Annotated in this window: 18 protein-coding genes; 5 read left to right on the top strand and 13 right to left on the bottom strand. The window is 72.0% G+C overall.

All coding sequences use genetic code 11. The annotated features are described in order from the left end of the window. Nucleotides 1-155 precede the first annotated feature (155 nt). From ACTOQ3_RS00335 to ACTOQ3_RS00375, 9 genes are all read right to left on the bottom strand, one after another. Nucleotides 156-1,796: a GTP-binding protein gene (locus ACTOQ3_RS00335; protein ID WP_440081303.1), complete on the bottom strand. Its 1,641-nt coding sequence runs from the start codon at nucleotides 1,794-1,796 to the stop codon at nucleotides 156-158. Beyond that, nucleotides 1,793-4,558 carry a GTPase gene (locus ACTOQ3_RS00340; protein WP_440081304.1) on the bottom strand — a complete coding sequence of 922 codons (2,766 nt, stop codon included), beginning with the start codon at nucleotides 4,556-4,558 and terminating at the stop codon, nucleotides 1,793-1,795. The genes ACTOQ3_RS00335 and ACTOQ3_RS00340 overlap by 4 nt, the downstream gene beginning before the upstream one ends. 953 nt (nucleotides 4,559-5,511) lie before the next feature. Further along, entirely contained in the window at nucleotides 5,512-6,744 is a 1,233-nt protein-coding gene (gene cobA / locus ACTOQ3_RS00345; RefSeq protein WP_440081305.1) for a uroporphyrinogen-III C-methyltransferase, read from the bottom strand. A 153-nt stretch (nucleotides 6,745-6,897) separates the two neighbouring features. Further along, entirely contained in the window at nucleotides 6,898-8,001 is a 1,104-nt protein-coding gene (cobT, locus tag ACTOQ3_RS00350) for a nicotinate-nucleotide--dimethylbenzimidazole phosphoribosyltransferase (RefSeq protein WP_440081306.1), read from the bottom strand. Between the two features lie 105 nt (nucleotides 8,002-8,106). After that, complete coding sequence (locus ACTOQ3_RS00355; protein ID WP_440065891.1) at nucleotides 8,107-8,934, bottom strand: sirohydrochlorin chelatase; 828 nt, start codon at nucleotides 8,932-8,934, stop codon at nucleotides 8,107-8,109. Between the two features lie 342 nt (nucleotides 8,935-9,276). After that, nucleotides 9,277-9,819: a GNAT family N-acetyltransferase gene (locus ACTOQ3_RS00360; RefSeq protein WP_440081307.1), complete on the bottom strand. Its 543-nt coding sequence runs from the start codon at nucleotides 9,817-9,819 to the stop codon at nucleotides 9,277-9,279. Nucleotides 9,820-9,900: 81 nt separating this feature from the next. After that, the gene (locus tag ACTOQ3_RS00365; protein ID WP_440081308.1) at nucleotides 9,901-10,602 is read right to left on the bottom strand and encodes a LutC/YkgG family protein; all 702 of its coding nucleotides are present in this window, start codon (nucleotides 10,600-10,602) and stop codon (nucleotides 9,901-9,903) included. Next, nucleotides 10,599-12,005, bottom strand: coding sequence for a lactate utilization protein B (locus ACTOQ3_RS00370; protein ID WP_440081309.1), 1,407 nt, complete (start codon nucleotides 12,003-12,005; stop codon nucleotides 10,599-10,601). Before ACTOQ3_RS00370 ends, ACTOQ3_RS00365 begins: the two co-directional genes overlap by 4 nt. Further along, on the bottom strand, nucleotides 12,002-12,835 hold the full coding sequence (locus ACTOQ3_RS00375) for a (Fe-S)-binding protein (protein ID WP_440081310.1): 834 nt from the start codon (nucleotides 12,833-12,835) through the stop codon (nucleotides 12,002-12,004). The genes ACTOQ3_RS00370 and ACTOQ3_RS00375 overlap by 4 nt, the downstream gene beginning before the upstream one ends. Nucleotides 12,836-12,905: 70 nt before the next feature. On the opposite strand from ACTOQ3_RS00375, the gene ACTOQ3_RS00380 reads away from it, so the two are divergent. Beyond that, nucleotides 12,906-13,661, top strand: coding sequence for a FadR/GntR family transcriptional regulator (locus tag ACTOQ3_RS00380; protein ID WP_440081311.1), 756 nt, complete (start codon nucleotides 12,906-12,908; stop codon nucleotides 13,659-13,661). On the opposite strand, the gene ACTOQ3_RS00385 is transcribed toward ACTOQ3_RS00380, so the two are convergent. Then, the gene (locus tag ACTOQ3_RS00385; protein WP_440081312.1) at nucleotides 13,590-15,083 is read right to left on the bottom strand and encodes a sulfatase family protein; all 1,494 of its coding nucleotides are present in this window, start codon (nucleotides 15,081-15,083) and stop codon (nucleotides 13,590-13,592) included. The two genes, ACTOQ3_RS00380 and ACTOQ3_RS00385, sit on opposite strands and share 72 nt — an antisense overlap. A gap of 111 nt (nucleotides 15,084-15,194) precedes the next feature. Between ACTOQ3_RS00385 and ACTOQ3_RS00390 the strand changes: the two genes are divergently transcribed. The 4 genes from ACTOQ3_RS00390 (at nucleotide 15,195) to ACTOQ3_RS00405 (ending at nucleotide 19,241) form a co-directional block, all read left to right on the top strand. Beyond that, nucleotides 15,195-16,214, top strand: coding sequence for an LLM class F420-dependent oxidoreductase (locus ACTOQ3_RS00390; RefSeq protein WP_440081313.1), 1,020 nt, complete (start codon nucleotides 15,195-15,197; stop codon nucleotides 16,212-16,214). Nucleotides 16,215-16,527: 313 nt separating this feature from the next. Continuing rightward, a complete protein-coding gene (locus ACTOQ3_RS00395; RefSeq protein WP_440081314.1) occupies nucleotides 16,528-17,466 on the top strand; it encodes an acetoacetate decarboxylase family protein in 939 nt (312 codons plus the stop codon). Nucleotides 17,467-17,721: 255 nt separating this feature from the next. Then, entirely contained in the window at nucleotides 17,722-18,372 is a 651-nt protein-coding gene (locus tag ACTOQ3_RS00400) for a response regulator transcription factor (RefSeq protein ID WP_362837154.1), read from the top strand. Between the two features lie 83 nt (nucleotides 18,373-18,455). After that, the gene (locus tag ACTOQ3_RS00405; protein WP_440081315.1) at nucleotides 18,456-19,241 is read left to right on the top strand and encodes a DUF4328 domain-containing protein; all 786 of its coding nucleotides are present in this window, start codon (nucleotides 18,456-18,458) and stop codon (nucleotides 19,239-19,241) included. A gap of 151 nt (nucleotides 19,242-19,392) precedes the next feature. Here the strand turns inward: ACTOQ3_RS00405 and ACTOQ3_RS00410 are convergent, their stop codons facing one another. The 3 genes from ACTOQ3_RS00410 to ACTOQ3_RS00420 form a co-directional block, all read right to left on the bottom strand. Then, the gene (locus tag ACTOQ3_RS00410) at nucleotides 19,393-19,659 is read right to left on the bottom strand and encodes a DUF6504 family protein (RefSeq protein WP_440081316.1); all 267 of its coding nucleotides are present in this window, start codon (nucleotides 19,657-19,659) and stop codon (nucleotides 19,393-19,395) included. A 69-nt stretch (nucleotides 19,660-19,728) separates the two neighbouring features. Continuing rightward, entirely contained in the window at nucleotides 19,729-20,484 is a 756-nt protein-coding gene (locus ACTOQ3_RS00415) for a GntR family transcriptional regulator (protein WP_440065877.1), read from the bottom strand. After that, nucleotides 20,481-20,702 carry a hypothetical protein gene (locus ACTOQ3_RS00420; protein ID WP_440081317.1) on the bottom strand — a complete coding sequence of 74 codons (222 nt, stop codon included), beginning with the start codon at nucleotides 20,700-20,702 and terminating at the stop codon, nucleotides 20,481-20,483. The genes ACTOQ3_RS00415 and ACTOQ3_RS00420 overlap by 4 nt, the downstream gene beginning before the upstream one ends. Between the last annotated feature and the right edge of the window lies 1 nt (nucleotide 20,703).

The following is a 20,703-nucleotide window of genomic DNA, read 5'->3' on the forward strand; positions in this document are numbered from 1 at the left end:
CGGGACGCCTGCGAAAACTGTGGACGACCCGGCTTCAACCACCCCTGAGTGAGACCCACCCCTGCGCGGAGCTCACCTCTGTACGGGGCGTCACCCCTGCGCGGAGCTCACCTCTGTACGGGGCGTCACCCCTGTGCGAGGAGAAGAAGGGCGGATCAACCGCGCAGGCCTCGCATGGCTGAATAGAACTCGTTATAGCGGGTCAGCTCCCGCTCCACCGGCTCGATCACCATGCTCTCGGCGACACCGGCGACCCTGCGGCGCATCTCGCGCTCCAGCGCGTCACGCTCGTTGCCCGCGCCGAGCACGACGAAGTTGCGGCTGGCCATCGCGGTGAGCAGGCCGAGCCCCAGGACGGAGAAGATCATCAATCCGACCCACGGCAGCGAGGCGGCGTCGCCGAACACCTCCAACCCCTCCGGCGGGCTCCCTGCGCCGAACACGCCGTAGGTGAGAGCCGTACCGACCCAGGCCAGGCCCGCGACGAAGAGCAGGACCAGGAAGTACTGCCAGGCCAGGAGCAACCGCCACCAGCCGGGAACCCTGTCCAGCCGCGGCGCGACCTCCGACAGCTCCTCGGAGAGCACCTCCGGCAGCTGCGAGGAGCGGGAACGCGCGGCGTCCCTGATCCCGTTCTGCCACGCCTCGTGCATGCCCGAGCTCAGGCCGTCGGTGAGCGCCTGGACTGCGGTCTCCACCTCGGCGGGCTGCGCGCTCACCGAACCGCCGGTCAGGCCGTGGATCTCGTCTCGCAGATCGCCCAGACGCAGGCTGTTCAACGGGTCGGGACGGAGCTTGGCGGCCCAGCGGGTGTAGGGCCAGCCGACCCACTCGCCGGACCTCGCGGCGTACACGTTCTCCATCGCCTCGCCGACCGCGGGAACGCCGACCGCGTCGCAGAGGGCGTCGGTGAGCCCGATCCTGCGGGCGTCGTCGATGGAGGAGGGTGGAGCGGACGCGCCGTCGACGGGCATGATCTTCGTGAGACGGAGCGTCAGCCGGCCGAGGTCGGCCTCCAGCCGCTGGGTCGCGGCCCTGCGCCTGGAAACGGTCTCGGCGAGGACGCCCTTGAGGTTGTCGACGCCCCGGCCCGTGATCGCCGAGGTGGTGACGATCACGGGGTCCTCGACCCCCTCGCGGCGGAGCAGGCCGTCCAGATCCGCGACGCACTCGGCCAGCTCCTCCCGGTCGAGCCGGTCGGCCTGGTTGAGCACGAAGATCGTCACTGCCTCGTGCCCGGCCAGATCGGTCACGTAGCGCCGGTGCGTGGAGGCGTCGGCGTACTTCTGCGGGTCGAGCACCCACACGACGAGGTCGGCGACCTGGATCAGCCGGTCGGCCTCGGTGTCGGTCAGCGCCCGGATGGAGTCGTGGTCGGGCAGGTCGAGCAGGATCAGCCCGTGGAGCTGGCTCTCGCCCCGGTCCAGGGCGCTGGCCCGCGCGAAGCGGTGCCGCCACTGGATCTGCAACCAGTCGAGCAGCGGGCCGGCGCCGTCCAGACCCCAGACACAGGCGTGCGTACGGGCCGTGGTCGGGCGGCGTACCCCCGTCGGCGACAGCTCCAGGCCGGAGATCGAGTTGAACAGTGTCGACTTGCCGCTGCCCGTACCCCCCGCGAGCGCGACCACGGTGTGGTCGGAGGAGAGCTTGAGCCTGTCACCGGCGCGCAGCAGCAGCTGACCCGAGTCGGCGAGGAGCTTGGGCTCGACCTTGCCCGGCCCCAGCTCCACGATCCGAGCCAGCGCGGCGAGCCTGCTGCCGAGACCCTGGCGTGACTGGGTGGTGCCAACACTCATCGGGCGACCTCAAGGTTGTACGTTGCCTGGTAAAGGCGGGTGGCGGCGGATTCGTCAGGTATGCCCGCACCGTCGAGAGTCTGGGTGTAACGCGCCATCTCGTCGTCGAAGAGCATGCCGATCCGGGCTCGGAGATCGCTCCGGGCCTTCACGCCGATGTTGCGCAGCGACTCCGCGCCGAGCAGCGCGTGCACCAGCCGTTGCGGTAGCGCCCCGGTGCCGTTCTGCGCGTCCGAGGAGCCGTAACCGAGCAGCCCGATGGTCAGGATCAGCGACAGGGACTCGACGTCGAACGAGATCACCCTGGCCACCGACCGCTTGGTCACCCCCTCGGTGCGTATCAGCTCGATGATGTGCTCCTGCCAGGCCGCGATGGTCCGGCCGGTCCTGCGCAGGAGCTCGTCGGACGCGCGGCCGAGACCGGGTGCCGACGCCAGGGCCTCCTGCGCGCCCGGACGGTTCAGCCAGCGCGAGGCGGCCTCCTCCGCGGCCCGGTGCGCCGCCGAGACGACCACCGACTCCAGCCCCGCCCGCAGCGCGGACTTCAGGGCGCTGAGCCGCTCAGGCGCCTGCTGGCTCGCCTTGCCGCCGAAACGACTCGGTCTGCGCAGGTGGAGGGTACGCATGAGGTCGCCGGACCCGGCGAAGTCCTGCCAGCGGGCGAGCACCTCGCCCCGGAGCAGCGAACCGTCGCCGGTGCTCTTGTCGATCTCGGCCAGCGCGCGGGCGTAGGCGCCGTCCACGTCACCGCGGAGGTCCCTGCGGAAGGCGACCTGGACCTCCAGTTGCTTGGCCAGCGCGGGGACACGGGTGCGGAAACTGTTCAGTACTCCGTCCAGGGTCGCCCGTACGGCCTGCGCGCGGCGCCGGTCGTCGACCGACAGCTCGGTCAGCCAGAGACGCAGCTCGCTCACCTCGTGATCGGGAAGCATCCCGTCGGTGACCTTGCTCTCGTTGATGACGAACCGGTCGACCTCGCCGAGACCGTACTCGGTGAGCATCCTGACGAAGTGCTTGCTGATCACTTCTTGGGACCTGGGCGGAACCCGGGAGAGCACGATGGCCAGGCGGGCTCCGCGCTCCTTGGCCAGGCGGAGCAGTCGCCAGGCCGGGGCGTCGGCGTACCGGGCGGCGGTGGTGACGAAGATCCACAGATCGGCCGCGTCGAGCATGCGGTGGGCGATCTCGTGGTGCTCCTCGACGACCGAGTCGATGTCCGGCGTGTCGAGCAGTGCCACGCCGGGAGGGAGGCGCTCGGTGGAGACGAGCACGAGGCCTCCGGAGGCGCCCTCGGGGTCGGGCTCGCTGAGCCGCCGGAGGCTGCCGAGCAGGTCACCCTCGGCGAACCACTCGTGGTCGTCGGGGTGGCAGGCCAGAACGGGCGTTCCGGTCGTCGGGCGGCGCACGCCGGTCGCGCTGACCTTGGCGTTGGCCAGGGTGTTGAGGAGCGTGGACTTGCCCGCGCCGGTGGAGCCCGCGACCACGACGAGGGCGGGCGCGGTGCTCGTGTGGACGCGAGGGATCACGTAGTCGTCGAGCTGGGCCAGGATCTCGCTCTGGACCCGCCTGGCCTCGTCCGCGCCGGGGAGGTCCAGGCCGAAGCTGAGGTCGGTGACACCGGTGCGTACGGCGGTGAGCGCGCTGCTCAGCGCCTCGGAGACGGCCTCGGGAAGGGGGGTCTCCCGCGTCCGGCCGCCCGGCGACCCCGCGTCCTTCCCGTCCGGGGCCTCGTCGTCCTCGCCACCGATCCTCTCGTTGTCGGCCTCCGTGCCGCCGTCGGTGGTTCCGGTCTCGTCCCGGACCTCGTCACCGGCCGCGTCGTCGCCCTCGTCCTCGTCCCGCGCCTCGTCGGCGCTCTCGGAGGAGCCGGCGGGCTCGGCCTCACTCGCGGTCTGGCGGCCGATGGCCCCGGTGCCGTCGGTACCGGCATCGCGGCGGACCTCACCGCCGCGCTCGGCCTCGTCGTCGATACCGGCGGGGCCGGCGTCGTGCCCGGCCTCGGCGCCGGTCCGGCCGGTCCGCGAAGCGTTGTCACCGGCCTGCGGGGCCGCGTCACCGGTCTCAGCGTCAACGGCCTCGGCGCCGCGGCGGGACCTGCCGTCGTCGATCTCAGCGGGCCCGTCCTCGTCCTGGGAGGCGAGAAAGCCACCGCTGTCGCTTCGGGCGCCCTCGGCACCGGACCGGGAAGCGTCGTCGGCCCGCGAGGTGTCGCCGGTCCTGCCGCCCTCTCCGGCGATCAGGGGCCGCCGCCCGGCCTCGCCCTCGACCTGGCCGGTGCCCGGCGTGCTGCCGCCGCTCTCCGCGCCGTCCTCGGACTCGTCGCGTCGCTCCTGCGGGGTCGTGCCGAGGACGACGATCTCATCCCGCTCCTCCCCGGTCCTGCTCGCGCGAAGGGGCGGGGCGCCTTCGGCCTGGGACCGCTCGTCCTCGCCGCCGGGGCCGCCGCTCTCGAACCGGGGGGAGAGACCCTCGTCGGCCGTACGGGAGGCGTCGATGCCTTCTCTGGAGGCGGGACTCGGGGCCTCCCGAGGAGCGGGGCTCGGGGTGTCGCTTCCGGCGGTGCCGGGCGGGGGGAAGGCGGGGCCACCGGTACGAGGGGCACTCGGCGGGACAGGGGCGCCCGGGCGGAAAAGAGCACCGGGCGCGGCCCCGGCGGTGTCACCACCTTGGGGAGCGTTCGGAGAGGCAGGAGCCCCCGGGCGGAAGGCCGCACCGGGGGTGGCCGGGGAGGCAGGAGCACCGGGAGCACCGGAGGAGGGCATGGCGGGGCCACCGGTGCGAGGAACGCTCGGCGGGACAGGGGCACCCGGGCGGAAAAGCGCGCCGGGGGCGGTGCCCTCGCGTGAGGCGCCCGGAGAATCCCCCGCGGGAGCACCCTGTCCTCGGGAAACGCCCGGAGGAGCCGTGGGGGCGCCTCCTCGAGAAGCACCCGGCGAGGCCGGGACACCGTGAGAGGCGGGGGCGCCGTGAGAGGTGCCGGGGCCGGAGACGACACCGGGCGAGGCGGGCGCATCTCCACGGGAGACGTCCGGCGGGACGGGGGCACCTCCGCGCGAGGCGCTCGGCGAGGCGGGCGCACCCCCGCGGGCACCCGGGGAGGTGGGAGTGCCCTGACCGGGGGCCGCACCGGGCGAAGCGGGCACACCCCCGCGCGAAGCGGGCGCACCCCTGCCGGGTGCCGCGGCGGGGCCGCCCCGTGAGGGGCTCGCCGGACGACCGCCCTGGGCGCGTGGGGAGGTGGGGTTGGGAGCCGCTTCACGGGAGGTGGTGATGGCTTCGATCTTGGCCTGGGCAGCGGCGGCGGCGGCGCGGAAGGCCTCCATCGCCTCCTCGGGGGCGGGCGGGGAGGCAGGGTCGCTCGCCCCGGTCTGGGGCGCGGAACCGGCGGAACCACCTGGCCGGCCTGGCCCGGCGGGGCCCGCCGTTCTGCCCGCGGGCGTGGCGGGACCGGTCACGCCACCCGGGACCGCGGGCCCCGCCGCCCGGCCCCGAGGCGCGGCGGGAGCGGCCGTCCCAGGCTGGGGCACGGGGGACTGTCCGCGCGCGCGGATGGAGGCCGCGTCGTCGTCGGCGCGGATGGCGCCGAAGGTCACCGTCTGCTCGCCGGGGGATTCCTTGTCATCCGACGAGGTGTCGTCGGGTGGCTCCTGGGGGGTGCCGGCAAGGCGAGGGTCACGGCCACCACCCGAGTGGGGGGGCCTGTTGGACGCCGATTTCACGGTACTCGCTCCGCTCGAACCATCTCGACCTCCTGGCCGACCTTCACGACATCGCCGACGATCACGATCGCAGGTGGCCGAATCCCGGCCGCGCTCACGCGCTCCGCCACGGTGGATAGCGTGGCGTAAAGAGCGCGTTGGGTCGGAAGAGTACCGTCCTGTACCACCATTACGGGAGTTTCCGGCGAACGTCCGTCATGGATCAGCGTTTCGGCGATCACTTCGATCCGTTCGACCGCCATCATAAGCACCAGCGTGCCGCCGGATCTGGCCAAATTGGGCCAGTCGACGGTGGATCTCTCGTCGCCCGGCGGAACATGTACGGAGATCACGTGGAATTCCTGGCTCACCCCGCGATGTGTCACGGGCACGTTGACGGCGGCGGGCACCGCGACCGGGCTGGTGATGCCGGGAACCACGATGACCGGGATGCCCTCGCGGGCGCAGGCGAGCATCTCCTCGCCGCCGCGGCCGAAGACGAACGGGTCGCCCCCCTTGAGCCGGACCACGAACTTGCCCTGCCTGGCGTGCTCGACCAGCAGCTCGTTGATCCTCTCCTGGGCCATGTAGCGGCCATAGGGGATCTTCGCGGCGTCGATCAGCTCGACGTCCGGGGAGAGCTCGTCGAGCAGGGCCTGCGGGGCGAGGCGGTCGGCGACGACCACGTCGGCCTGGGCCAGCAGTTGCCGCCCGCGGACCGTGATCAGGCCGGGGTCGCCGGGCCCGCCGCCGACCAGGGCGACACCCACCGGCTTGGTGCGGTTGCGCCTGGCGTCGACCGTACCGTCCCTGAGGGCTCCGACGACGGCGTCCCTGATCCCGGCGGCGCGGCGGGGATCGCCTCCCGCGGTGATCGCCACGCTGATCTCGTCCACCTTGCCGCTGGCCGGGGTCCAGGCCGCCGAGGCGTCCTTGTCGTCGGCGCGTACGCACCAGATCCGCTTGGCCTCGGCCTCCGCGGCCACCGCGGCGTTCACCGCGCGGTCGTTCGTGCAGGCCTGCACCAGCCAGGCCCCGTCGACGTCGCCGACCTGGTAGCGCCTGGTCTCCCAGGTCACCCGGCCTGTCGCGATGAGGTCGTCGAGGGCGTGCGTGACGCTCGTCGAGACGATGGTGACCAGGGCGCCCGCGTCGAGCAGCGCCGGCACCCGCCGCTGGGCGACGCGTCCTCCACCCACGACGAGCACTCGCCGCCCGGAGAGGCGCAGGCCAAGCAGGTAGGGCGACATGGCGACAGATCTCCCGTTCGCGAGGAATTGTGAAGCATGGCGTGCTAAGAGGTAAACCTACCGGCTAACAGTGCTCTCTTCGCTGCTCCCGTGTTAACAGCTGTCAAGAAAGAGTTGACCGCTGTCAACCCCTCGACTCAAGACTTCCGTAGATCAGGCTTCCTTGTCCGTCACACCGGCTGAATCGAAGGTCGCGACCTCGTGCATCACCCTGACCGCCGCACAGACGAGAGGGTGGGCGAGCAGGCCGCCGGTGCCCTCGCCGAGCCGGAGTTCCAGCTCGACCAGAGGACGCAGCCCGAGGTGGTCCAGGGCGACCGCGTGGCCGGGCTCGGCCGAACGGTGTCCCGCCACGCAGTGGTCGACGACGTCGGGGGCCAGCGCCGCCGCCGCCAGCGCCGCCGCCCCCGCGATGACACCGTCCAGGATGACCGGTACGCGAAGAGCGGCCCCGGCGAGGACGAACCCGGCGATCGCCGCGTGCTCCAGGCCGCCGACCGCGGCCAGCGTCTCCAGGGCGGGCACCCCGGAGACCGGGGTGAGAGTCCCGGAGGCGCCGTCCCACTCGGGCTCCAGGCCGTTCACCCGGAGGGCCTCGCGGACCACCTCGACCTTGCGCGCCAGGGTCTCGTCGTCGACACCGGTGCCCCTGCCGGTCACGACGGCCGCGTCGTGACCGGTGAACGCGCAGATCAGCGCGGCCGAGGCGGTGGTGTTGGCGATGCCCATGTCCCCGGTGACCAGGCAGCGGGCACCCCCCTCGACAAGGTCGCGGGCCACGGCCATCCCGGCCTCCAGGGCCGCGATCGCCTGCTCCGGGGTCATCGCCGGCCCCCTGGACAGGTCGGCCGTGCCGTACGCGACCTTGCTGATCGTCAGGCCGGGCGCGGGGTCGAGGTCGGCGGCCACGCCCACGTCGACGACCGTCACCGAGGCGCCGACCTGGGCCGCGAAGGCGTTGGCCACGGCACCGCCCGCGAGGAAGTTGCCGACCATCTGCAGGGTGACCTCCCGTGGCCACGGGGTCACGCCCCTGGCGTGGACTCCGTGGTCCGCGGCGAAGATCGCCAGAGCCGCGGGAACCGGGAGCGGGGGCGGGCTGACCGCCGCGGCTCCGGCCAGCCGTACCGCCACGTCCTCCAGGGCGCCCAGCGCGCCACGGGGCTTGGTCAGGCGGTCCTGGTGGGCGCGGGCCTCGGCGACGGCCGCCGGATCCGCGGGGCGGATCGCCGCGATGGTCTCCTCAAGGGTGGTCATGTGATCAGTCTCCCTTGAGAAGCGACTTTTCGGAAAAAGCGCGAAAAGACCGCACAGGGCCACCGGGGGCATCCGGTATCGGCCCCGCCCGACCCATGGAGGGGATCACCAGGCGATACCGCTGAGCGCCTCCTCGTAACGCTCGATGACCACGTCGGCCAGGCCCTCGCAGTCTCCGATGACGTCGGCGCAGCGGACGTCCAGGTTCGAGTGGCCGGCGGCGTAGGCCATGGCCTGCGCCCAGACGCGGTCGAGCAGGCCACCGGCGAACAGCAGGTAGGGGACGACGATCACGCGCTTGGCGCCGAGGCGGCGGCAGCGCTCGATGCCGCCGGGGACGCCGGGCGGGGTGAGGGAGACGAAGGCCGTCTCCACGGTCATGTACTCGTGGGCGTGGGTCTCCCAGAAAAGGCGCGAGACCCGGTGCACGTCGGCGTTCGTCTCGGGACTGGTGGAGCCGTCGCCGACCAGCACCACGGCGGTCTCGCCGATCTCGATGTGCTCGGGCTCCTCGTCGAGCGCCCCGGCGGCGGCCGGGACCAGCCGGAGGCTGGCGACCTCGGCGGCCGCGTCGGCCAGACGCTCGGCGAGCAGCGCGAGGATGCGGGGGTCGGAGCCCAGGGGGCGGCCGTAGTCGCAGGTCAGCATGGGGTGCCTCTCCTGCTCGCGAGCCATCGCGGCGGGGATGTCCGCGCCGAGCCACACGTCGCCGGTGAGACTCATCGGCTGGGCCACCAGCCGGTGGTGCCCGCGCGCGACCAGGGAGGCGACCGAGTCGCTGAGGCGCGGCCTGGCCCTGGCGATGTAGCCGCCGGAGACGTCCGCGGCCGTCTGGTCCAGGCGACAGCGGAGTCGATGAATGAACCTACCGAATTCAGCAGATCCATTGTCGTCGTGCGAGCCCTGCCCGATGAGCAGCAGCGGCGGTTTCATGGAAACAGGACTCCAATGACCTTGACCTGGGGTTACGCAGTGGCGACTCGCGACAATATCCGATGACGGCACCACATGGACAGGTAACGGATCGGTAAATTCTGTCTTTTCTCGCGCGGGTGTGACGGGCCGCGAGGATCGGGCCGATGGCGGCGGGCGATGCTCCCTCACCGGCCGGGCCATCCGGATCACACGCCATGGCACGGTAGCCAGGCTCGCGGGAGACGTCCAGCACGGCCACGCCGCTGTTTCACGCCCCGCGCACCCTGCCCGGCCCGTTCACCTCTCCCGACCAGGCAGGTCTTCCATCGCGCCGCCCGCGACGCGAAAATCCGGCGTGTGTCAGGACAGATCCGTTCTGAGCATTCCGAACACCACGATGTCGCGCGGTCCGTCCTCCCCCAGCTCGGCGGCGCGCAGCACGCCCTCCCTGACGAAACCGGACTTCTCCGCGACCCGGAGGGAGGCCGTGTTGGCCAGGTCGGCGCGAAGCTCGATCCTGCGCATCTCGGTCGTCTCGAACACCCAGCGCGCCACGCCGAGCAGGGCCTCGGTGGCGTAGCCCCGGCCCCGGTGTAGTGGGTGCACCCCGTATCCGACCTCGGTGGTCCCGGCGCCCCAGAGGGTCCTGAAAAGGCTGATCGCCCCCACGACCAGTTCCTCGGCCTCCATGGCCAGGTGCACGCCCTGGCCGGAACGGCCCAGCTCGTGCACACCGTGGGAGAGCCACTGAGAGACACCCGACGGATGACCGGGCGCGCCGGGCGGCAGGAACCTGGCACGCGCCTTGATCACCGAGCGGACGCGGGCGGCGTCGGCGGGCCGGAAGGGCCGGATCACGAGCCGGCCGGTCAGAATCGGCGGATCGGGTGTGAAGGCGGTCACGCGCCCTCCTTGCCGGGGGCCGGGGGATGTGTGGCCCCAACCTCATCCCAGCGGCCCCGCCCGCGCAAGCGACGCCTGAGCTCAGCGGACGATGACGACCTCCAGCGTGCGCGGACCGTGCACGCCCTCCACCCGGTTCAGCTCGATGTCGCTGGTCGCGGAGGGGCCGCTGATCCAGGTCAGCGGCCTGGAGGGGTCGAGCCTGCCGACGGCCTCCGGGACACCGGCCACGATCTGCCCGGCCCGTACGACGCACAGGTGGTAGTCCGGGACCAGGGTCAGCGCCCGCCGGCCCTGCCCGGGCCCGGCGTCCAGCACGATGGTGCCGGTCTCCGCGATGGCGACCGCGCACCCGGTGACGACCCCGTCCACCCCGTCCAGCTCGGCCGCGCTCAGCGGGGGGTCGTCGGTGACCGGGTCGTCCGGAACCCACTCCGGTGGCAGGCCGTCCGGGACGACCGGCCGGGTGGCGCCCCGGCGGGCCAGCGCCGCCGCGATCGTCGCGGCCACCTCGGCCGCCTCGACCACGTGCACGACGGCCCGGTAGTCGGCCACGCGCTCGGCGAGCAACTCCACCACGCGCTCCGGATCGGCCGGCGGTGACGTGCGGTAGGCCCGGGTGATCTCGACGTCGGGGGCTCCGGCCACGGCGGAGCGGATCCTCGACAGGATCCGCTCCCTGCTGCCCGTGCCGGAGGAGACGCCGCCCGTGTCGGCGGAGACGCCACCCGCACCGGACGAGCGTCCGGGTCCGGGCGCCGGGGTGGCCGCTCCGGCGGTCATCGGGCACCTCCGTCGGTACGGTTCCACCAGTCGCGGAAGGACTCGGCGGGGATGTCGGGAATGTCGCGAGTATCGGTCCAGGCCGACAGCGGTCCCGGCAGGCGCCCGGGAACGAACCTGCGCAGGCGGCCGCCGAGCCGCTGGGCGCGCGCCAGCCGCGCGGGACGGTCGAACACCCACCCGGCGGCACGCATGCCCATGCGCTCGGCACGCGCGTGGCGGACCTTGCCGCGTAGGTGGACCAGGACCTCGGGGATGTCGATCGCGACCGGGCAGGCGTCGAAGCAGGCGCCGCAGAGGGTCGAGGCGTACGGCAGCGACGCGTCCAGCTCCGAGGCGGTCCCGCGCAGCTGCGGGGTGAGGATGGCGCCGATCGGGCCCGGGTAGACCGAGCCGTACGCGTGGCCTCCGGCGCGCTCGTAGACCGGGCAGACGTTGAGGCAGGCGGAACAGCGGATGCAGCGCAGCGCCTGGCGGCCGACCTCGTCGGCCAGCACGTTCGTGCGGCCGTTGTCGAGCAGCACCAGGTGGAACTCCTGGCCCTCGACCGCGCCCGTCCAGGTGGACGTGTAGGGGTTCATCCGCTCGCCGGTGGAGCTCCTGGGCAGCAGCTGGAGGAAGACCTCCAGGTCCCGCCAGCTCGGCAGCAGCTTCTCGATGCCGACCACGCTGATCAGCGTCTCGGGCAGGGTGAGGCACATCCGCCCGTTGCCCTCGGACTCCAGCACCACCAGCGTGCCGGTCTCGGCGATCATGAAGTTGGCGCCGGAGATCGCGACCCTGGTCGACAGGAAGCGCTCGCGCAGGTGGAGCCTGGCGGCCTCGGCGAGGGCGCGGGGCTCGTCGGTCAGGTCCTCGGGCGCCGCGCGGCCCCAGTCGGCCATCTTGTCCTGGAAGATCTCGCGGATCTCCGAGCGGTTGCGGTGGATCGCCGGGACCAGGATGTGCGAGGGCCAGTCGTCCCCGAGCTGGACGATCAGCTCGGCCAGGTCGGTCTCGTACGCGGTGATGCCCTCCTCCAGGAGAGCCTCGTTGAGACCGATCTCCTGGGTGGCCATCGACTTGACCTTGACCACGCTGGTCTCGCCGGTGGCCTTGACCAGGCCGGCGACGATCCTGTTGGCCTCCTCGGCGTCGGCCGCCCAGTGGACGTGACCGCCCGCCGCGGTGACGGCCTCCTCCATCCGGAGGAGGTAGCGCTCCAGATTGCGCAGGGTGTGGTCCTTGATCTCCTTGCCCGCCCGGCGGAGCTCGGCCCAGTCGGGCAGCTCGCCGACCGCGGAGGCCCGCTTGCCGCGGATCGTGTGGGTGGCCTTGCGGAGGTTGTATCTGAGCTGTGAGTCCTGCACGGCGGCGGCGGCGTTCACCGGGAAGGCGGGCATGCCCAGGAAGGTGCCGCTCATCGGGTGGCCTCCGTGGCGGCGAGGATCTCGGCGAGATGCATGATCCGCACGCCGGTGCGCTGGCGCTTCAGGGTGCCGCCGATGTGCATCAGGCAGGAGTTGTCGGCGGCGCACAGCACCTCGGCGCCGGTGGTCGCGACGTTGTGCACCTTGTCGGCGCACATGGCCGCGGAGATCGCCGGGTTCTTCACCGCGAAGGTGCCGCCGAAGCCGCAGCACTCGTCGGCTCCGGGGAGCGGGACCAGCTCCAGCCCCCTGACCTGCTCCAGCAGCCGGGTGGGCCGGTCGCCCACCCGGAGGATGCGCATCGAGTGGCACGTCGGGTGGTAGGTCACCCGGTGCGGGAAGTAGGCGCCGACGTCGGTGACACCGAGGACGTCGACGAGGAACTCGGAGAGGTCATGGACCTTGGGCGCCATCTCGGCCACCTCGGCGGCGAAGGAATCCGACGCCTCTCCGGCCGCGGCGGCCTCAGTGGTCCCGGTGGTCCCGGTGGTCCTGGTGATCAGGCCCCCCGGGGTCCCGGACCCGGCCATGGCGGGGGTGGTGGAAGTGCGGGCGAGCCGCGGGTACTGCTCGCGGACCATCGCGGCGCACGATCCCGACGGCGCGACGACCGCGTCGTACCCGGCGAAGACGTCCACGAAGTGCCGCGCGAGCCGCCTGCCCTCCTCGGGGTATCCCGTGTTGACGTGCATCTGGCCGCAGCAGGTCTGCGCGCGCGGGAACTCGACATCACATCCGAGGCGGCGCAGCAGCGTGACGACCGCCCGCCCGGTGCCGGGAAACAGTGTGTCGTTCACGCAGGTGATGAAGAGGGCGACGCGCACGGCACTCCTTCCGTTCAATGGTCCGACCACAGTATGGTCTGACCACATTCCCCCACAAGAGGAGGTCCTCTTGAGCGGTTGGCAGCCGGTCCGGCGCACCCGGGCGTTCGAGGACGTGATCGCCCAGATCGAGCGGCGCATCGCGGGTGACGGGCTCCGGGTCGGGGACCGCCTGCCCGGCGAGCGTCAGCTCGCCGAGCAGCTGCGGGTGAGCCGGTCGTCGGTACGCGAGGCGATGCGGGTGCTGGAGACCCTGGGGGTGGTGTCGTCCCAGGTCGGACGGGGTCCGGACGCGGGGGCCTTCCTCATCTCCAGGCCCGCCGAGGCCCTGAGCGACCTGCTGAGGCTCCACCTCGGGTTGTCGAACCTGTCACTGGAGGAGGTCGTCGACGCCCGGCTGATGATCGAGAAGTGGTCGGCCGCGCACGCCGCCGCCCACGGGGCCGACCTTTCCGCCCTCACCGCCGCGCTGGAGCGCATGGACGCCACGACGACGGCCGAGGAGTTCGTCGAGCACGACACGGCCTTCCACGTGGCCATCGCCGAGGCGTCGGGCAACAGGCTGACCACCGCCATGATGCTCTCCCTGCGCGACTCGCTCCGCCGCTACGCGGTCGAGGCGGTCGAGCGCCTCGGCGGCACGGCCGGGCTCATGGCCGACCACCGCCGGATCCACCGGGCCATCGCCACCGGGGACGCGGCGGAGGCCTCGGCCGCCGTCGAGGACCACCTGCGGCGGGCCTACCCCGGCATCTCACGTCCCCCAGGGGCTGAGGACGACGAGGGGCTTGAAGGGCAGCAGGGGCGGAGTGACCGAGTCGGCTGAGCGGCAGGTGGCGCCCGAGCAGGAGACCAGGGCGTCGAGCTGCCGGTTGAACTCGGCGATCACGGGGAGCGGCGTCTCGGCGGCGAGGTTGCGGAGCTGGTAGGGATCCCTGAGGAGGTCGTAGATCTGGTACTCGCCGGTGGAGTAGCGGACGAAGGTGTGCTGGGCGGTCCGCATCCCCTGGTACGCCGGGACCGGGGTCTGGCGGGCCGAGCTCGGGCTGGTCGGGCGGTAGAACTCCAGCAGCACGTTCTGGCGCCACGAGGGGGGCCTCTCGCCCCGCAGCAGCGGCAGCAGGGAGCGGCCCTCGGCGAAGTCGGGGAGCGTGGCCCCGGCGAGCTGGGCGAACGTCGGGGCCAGGTCGATGCTCGCGGCCATGTCCCCGACGACGCGGCCCGCCTGCACGCCGGGTCCCCTGACCAGCAGCGGCACCTTGATCGCCTCGTCGAAGGGCGTGGTCTTGCCATGGGGAAGCCGGTGCTGGCCCAGGTGGAACCCGTTATCGGAAGCGAAAAAGATATACGTTTCATCCAGCTTGCCGGAGGCCCTGAGAGACTCGACGAGGGTGCCCACCATGTCGTCCACGCCGAGCATCGCCCGGAGCCGGTCCCGGTAGTGCCGGTCGATTCTGCGGATCTTCGAGGCGTCGAGCGGCGGGAGCGACCTGAGCCAGAGCGGCTCGGCGCTGACGTCGGGCTGGTTGAAGGACGGGGTGCGCGGGGCCACCACCCCGGCGAAGGCGGCCTGGTGCCGGGGGGCGTAGTTGGCCGGGTTGTGCGGGGCGACCGGGGCGAGGTAGAGGAAGAACGGATCCTGGCCGGGCTGGGAGACGAACGCCCCCGCCTTCGCGCTGAGCACGTCGGTCAGGTAGTCCTGCGGCGCGAAGCCGTAGTCGCGCAGCATGCCGTTCTCGTTGAGCGTGTAGCCGTACTCCTCGTACAGCCTGCGCACCGGCACGTCCCACTCGTCCCAGCCCGGAGGCACGTGGGTGGCGGAGGTGGCGCCGCCGGGATAGTGGTTGAGGTACTTGCCCATCAGTCCGGTGCGGTATCCGGCCGACTTCATCCACGTCGCGATGTTGGAGCGTTCCAGGCCTGACGTGTAGTACTTGGTGAAGCCCCCCTCGGGGGCGGTGTTGGTCAGCACGCCGTGGCTGTGCACGTACTGGCACCGCATGATCGACGCACGAGAGGGGCAGCACCAGGAGTTGGGCACGAAGAACCTGTCGAAGCTGGTGCCGCCCTGGGCGAGCAGGCTCCAGATATTGGGAAATTTCTGCAGATCACCCGCGTCCAGGTCGTCGACGAGGATCAGCACGACGTTGGGCCGTCCCGCCGCGTGCGCCACGGCCGGGATCGTTCCGATCGCGGCGAGGGCGAGGAGCGAGATCAGGGAGAGGAGTTTGCGAGCGGCATTGAGCACATGTGCACGCTTCCCGGAAGACCGAATTTCGACACCTCACACTCGACCGACCAATGTAGAACGTGTTCTAATTGCGGAGCCCGTCCGGCGTCACGTCGCGAGGAGACCCCCGTGAGCACCGACCTGAAGCTCGGCCTGAACCTCGGCTACTGGCAACGGAACGCCGACGACGCCACCGAACTCGTCCAGACCGCCGAACGGCTGGGGTACGAGTCCGTCTGGACCGCGGAAGCCTACGGTAGCGACGCCTTCACCCCTCTGGCCTGGTACGGCGCGCGGACGTCCCGCATCAAACTGGGCACATCCGTGGTGCAGATCTCCGCGAGAACCCCGGCGGCGACCGCGATGACCGCGATGACGCTCGATCATCTCACCGGCGGGCGGCTGCTGCTCGGCATCGGCGCGTCGGGGCCCCAGGTCGTCGAGGGGTGGTACGGGACGCCGTTCCCCAAGCCGCTCGCCCGCACCCGCGAGTACGTCGAGATCATGCGCAAGGTGTGGCGCCGCGAGGAGCCGGTGACGAGCGACGGCGAGCACTACCCCCTCCCCTACCCGGGAGGCGCGAACCTCGGCAAGCCGCTGAAACTGATCACCCGCCCGCTGCGCGCGGAGATCCCCCTCTACCTCGGCGCCGAGGGCCCGAAGAACGTCGCGCTCGCCGCCGAGATCGCCGACGGCTGGCTGCCGCTGTTCGTGTTCCCCGAGAAGATCGAGCGGATGTACGGCCCCTCGCTCGCCGGAGCCGGCCCCGGCTTCGACATCGCCGCGATGGTGATGACCGTGATCACCGATGACGTCAGGGCGGCGCTGGACGGGGTGAAGATGATGCTGACCCTCTACATCGGCGGCATGGGGGCCAAGAGCCGCAACTTCCACGCCGACATCATCGGCAGGATGGGCTACGCCGAGGCCGCCGAGGAGATCCAGGCCCTCTACCTGGCCGGACGCAGGGACGAGGCGTTCAACGCGATTCCCGACGAGCTGGCCGACGGCATCTCCCTGGTCGGCCCGGTGGGCCGCATCCGCGAACGCCTGCAGCTGTGGCGCGAGAGCCCGGTGAGCACCCTCCTGGTCATGGGCCCCCGCGACGAGGCGTCCCTGAAGACCGTCAGGGACCTGGTCCTGGGCTGACCCCTCCCGGCCGGGCCGGCGGGGACGGACGTCGCCGGCGAACCCCCCGCCGCACACCTCCGCCCTCGCCCGGGCGGCGGGCATCGCGGAGGACGCCGTCCGCCTACCGGCCCGTACCGGTAAAAGGACATGGAAACGCGGCGGACGACCCACTGCAATGGATCTTGCTCCCAGGCGCCCCGATCACGGGAAGTCCTCGCACGGCCGACCGCCGCGCTCGATCAACGGCCCTGGGCAGTGTCCAAGCAACCGGCTGTCAGTCATGACATGTCCGGAAATCGGGTGTGCAGAAAAATTACAGGTGAGGAATACCGTGCACGAAAACGAGCTTGGCCGGCGCAGTCTGATCGCCGGTGGACTCGCCGCCATCGCGACCACCACCGCGGCGTCCCCCGCCCTCGCGGATCCGAGGGTCACCGGTGTCGCCACCGACGCGGCCCGGACGGTGACCGAGAGACTGCGCGGCTACACACTTCCGCTCAGCGCTCGCGGCGTGGCCAACCTCGCGTCGGCTCCGCCGTGGCACTACGCGGGCGACGCCATCGGAGTGGAGTTCTGGACCTCTCCCGAGGCGGCCGAGGCGGCCCTGCCCACCGGGCTGAAGCCTGACCCCTCCTCCTCCGGCCATGGGTACGCCCTGTTCATCGACTGGCAGTTCTCCGGCGAGAACCAGGAGTACCTCGACCCGGTGCGCAGCCAGTACAGCGAGTTCCTGGTGCTCCTCGACGCCCGCTGGCAGGACACCTCCGTCGCGTGGTGCCCCTTCATCTACGTCGACAACGACTCGTCGCTGGCCAGGGGCTGGGTCCAGGGTTTCCCCAAGAAGATGGGCGCGATCCACCAGACCAGGGCCTTCGCGGTGGACGGCCGTGCCACGCCGGTCGTGGGTCCCGGCGGCAGGTTCGCCGCCAGCATGTCGGCCGCCGGGCGCCGGCTGGCCGAGGCGCAGATCACCCTGGGGAAGACCTCTCCCACATTTCCCGCACTGAGCCGTCCCATCGTCAACCTGCGGCATTTCCCCCGTCTCACCGCGGGCCAGTACGACAACCCCGCCGTCCACGAACTGACCTTGTCCGTCCTGGACAACGTCAAGATCGCCAACACCTGGGTCGGCGACGGCGACCTCACCTTCCTTCCCGCCCCCGGCGAGGAGCTCGCTGACCTCAAGCCCCTCCGCACCGGCGCGGGATTCCGCGGCTCACTGTCGTACACCGTCACCGACCTGCGGATTCTCAACAGCCAGACCGGCTGATCCCGGTCGCCGGATCCCCCGTGGCGCGGGCGAGCGGCGTGCCGGATCCAGCCGATCAGGTCGAGGCCGGTCAGGGCGCGAGGGCACGTGCCCTGACCGGCCTCACCAGGTACGCGCGGCTCAGCCGGGACGGATCGACCGATCGCCCGCCTTGGTTTCGGCGGAGTCGGCCGAAAGGATGATTCGCCGCCGTTCACCGGTACATCGGCCGGATGCCCGATCCGGGCCCGCTCGCGGGCTGGCACAATCCATGAGGTGACGATTCGGGTGCTCATCGCCGACGACCAGGAGCTGGTACGGACCGGGTTCCAGATGATTCTGGACGCCCAGGAGGACATGGAGGTCCTGGCGACGGCCGCGAACGGGGCCGAGGCCGTCGAGCTGGCGCGGAGGCTGCGGCCGGACGTGTGCCTGCTCGACATCCGGATGCCCAAGCTGGACGGCCTGGAGGCCACCCGCATCCTCGCGGGGCCGGGGGTGCAGGACCCGATGAAGGTGGTCATCGTCACCACCTTCGACCTCGACGAGTACGTCTACGGGGCGCTGCGCGCCGGGGCGACCGGTTTCCTGCTCAAGGACAGCGGGCCGACGCTGCTCATCGAGGCGATCCGGGCCGCGGCGGCCGGGGACGCGCTGGTGTCGCCGTCGGTGACCGTACGCCTGCTCGAACACCTGTCCCACCCTCGGACCGGTGCCGCCCGGCCGCCCAGCGAGCCCCTCACCGAGCGCGAGCTGGACGTCGTGCGCCTGGTGGCCAGGGGGCGGACCAACCAGGAGGTGGCCGCCGAGCTGTTCGTCTCGCTGTCGACCGTGAAGACGCACCTGGGGAGCATCCACACGAAGCTGGGTGCCAGGAACCGGGTGGAGACCGCCGCGTGGGCGTGGGAGTCCGGCATCGTCGGCTGAGCGGGTCGTTTGGGCTGATTAGCGGGAGAGCTGACGGGATAGAAAGAGGGCAGGTCCTCGGCGCATGGCGGGGGGAGATATACATGCGCTCTATCCCATCTCTACAGAAAAGGTCGGCTTCGGCCGTCTACGTCGCTCTCACCGCACTGGTGATCGCGATCGCCGGCCTGGCGGTGTTCGAGCAGGCCCGTGGCCGGCGCCTCGTCCTGGAGATAGCCGAGCTCGGCGGCGACCCCCACGCCCCCGGCGCCGACGCGGTCTTCGGCGCGGTCACCGTCTTCGCCATCCTGATCATGTTCTTCGCCGCGACCGCGATCGCCGCCGTCGCCGCGTACCTGAACTGGCTGCTCCGCGCCCGGCAGGGCGCCGGCCTGCCCGCGGTGGCACCGGTCCTGGTGAGCTGGTTCGTGCCGGTGGTCAACCTGGTCGCGCCCGCCGTGCTGGTCGACCGGCTGTGGTGGGCCTCCCGTCCGCCGCTGGACCGCCGCCTCCGCTGGACGGCGCTGCTCACCGCCTGGTGGCTGAGCTGGCTCTTCGCGCTCGCCCTGGTGCTGGCCCGGCTGTGGCCGGGGGCGTCCCAGGGGGGCACGAACCTGACCGGCCTCGGGCCGACCGAGCTGATCGCCGTCGCGGTCGCCTCCCTGCTGTGCGCGGCGACCGTGCGTCAGATCACCGGGATCCAGGCCGCGGGTGCCAGGCACCGGCGGCAGGCCGACGCGGAGCACCACCTCCCGCCGCCTCCGGCGGAGGCGGTCCCGCACCTGCTCGTGAGGAGCTCCCCGCCCCCCGCGCCCGCCGCCCCGGAGGCTTCCTCGCCGGAGACGTCGGAGCAGGACCGGCCCCAGGAGGTCCACCCCGCCGGGCAGTGAACGAGGGCCGTCCACCCGGCGGAAGGCGGGCCGGTGCGGGACGGGGCGCCGACCACATGTCTCCATCGGCATGTCACCGTCGGCGGAAACGTGTCCGGGCGGGGCGCCGGTCCCACGTCCTCACCGGCGAGCGGCGCGTCCGGGCGGAGCGTCAGTCCCATGCCCTGATCAGCAACCAGCCCTCGCCCGCGGTGTCGAACCGGAGCTCGTAGGTGCCGGCCTGATCACCCGTGACGGCCTCGGCCCGCCAGAACCGGCGCTCGCCGGGATCGCTGTCGGAGATCTTCCACCACTCGCGCGCGACGACCCAGTGGTCGAGGACCCGGCGGACGGTGTAGAGGCGGTCGCGCCAGACGAACTGGACGGGCTGCCCGTCGCGGATCCACACCTCGATGGGGTCGCCGTAAAGTCTGCTCAAGACGCCTCTCCCGCGGCTTTCGAACGAGCACCCGGGGGAAGGCGGGCCTGGCGTATCGAACATACGTTCTCACGGCGCCGGGCGCAAGTCGCCCATCTGCCGTACGAGCGGGTTGGCGTCCACCGAGTTGCGGATGCTGAAGGTCACGCTGCCCGCGCGGTAGCGGTCGTCGGACCACTCGACGGGCCGTCCCTCATGGGTGGTGGTGACCCGCCGCTGGCGCAGCAGCGGGCTGCCCCTGCGCACGGCCAGCAGCCTGGCGTCCTGGACACCCGCGGCCACCGCGTCGATGAGGTGCTCGCCGTACGCGAAGACGAGGCCGACGCTGTCGTACAGCGCCTGGGTGACCGACTCGCAGCCCGGCTCGATGCGCTCGACGGCCGGAGCGATCCACCCGGCGTAGACCGTGCGCTCCAGCATCACCGGCTCGCCCTCCAGGGAGCGCAGCCGCAGCACGGAGAGCACCGGATCACCGGGCTGGAGCGCCAGCCGTACGGCCTCGGTGGCACCCGCGCCCCGGCGACGCTGCTGCAGCACCTGCCCGCTGACCCGGTAGCCCATCGCCCGCGCCCACTGGGCGAAGCTGTGCAGCTCGGCGAAGCTCTGGCTGCGCTCGCGGCCGAGCACGATGCGCCTGGCCCCCTGCCGGGACCCGACCAGGCCCTCGGTGGCGAGCACGGCGACCGCCTGGCGGATCGTGCCGCGCGAGGCGGCGAAGCGGGTGGCCAGTTCGGCCTCGGAGGGCAGCTGGGCGCCCACGGGGTGCTCGCCTCGCATGATCGCGTCGCGCAGTTCCTCCGCGATGCCCATGTATCGGGCCGTCATGCCCGCACCCCTTCCTGACGGCCCGCGAGCGCCCACGCCCTCGCGAACACCCGCGCCGCCTCCGGGAAACCCGCGAGCACCCGCGCCTCTTCCTGACGGCCCGCGAGCACCCGCGTCCCCGTGAGAACCCGCGCCCTCTCCGGACGGCCCGCGAGCGCCCACGCTCGCTCCGGCGCGCCCGCGAACTCCAGGGCGCCTCTCCACGCATCCGCGAACATC

The organism is Streptosporangium sp. LJ11 (assembly GCF_051918945.1).
Taxonomy (GTDB): domain Bacteria; phylum Actinomycetota; class Actinomycetes; order Streptosporangiales; family Streptosporangiaceae; genus Streptosporangium.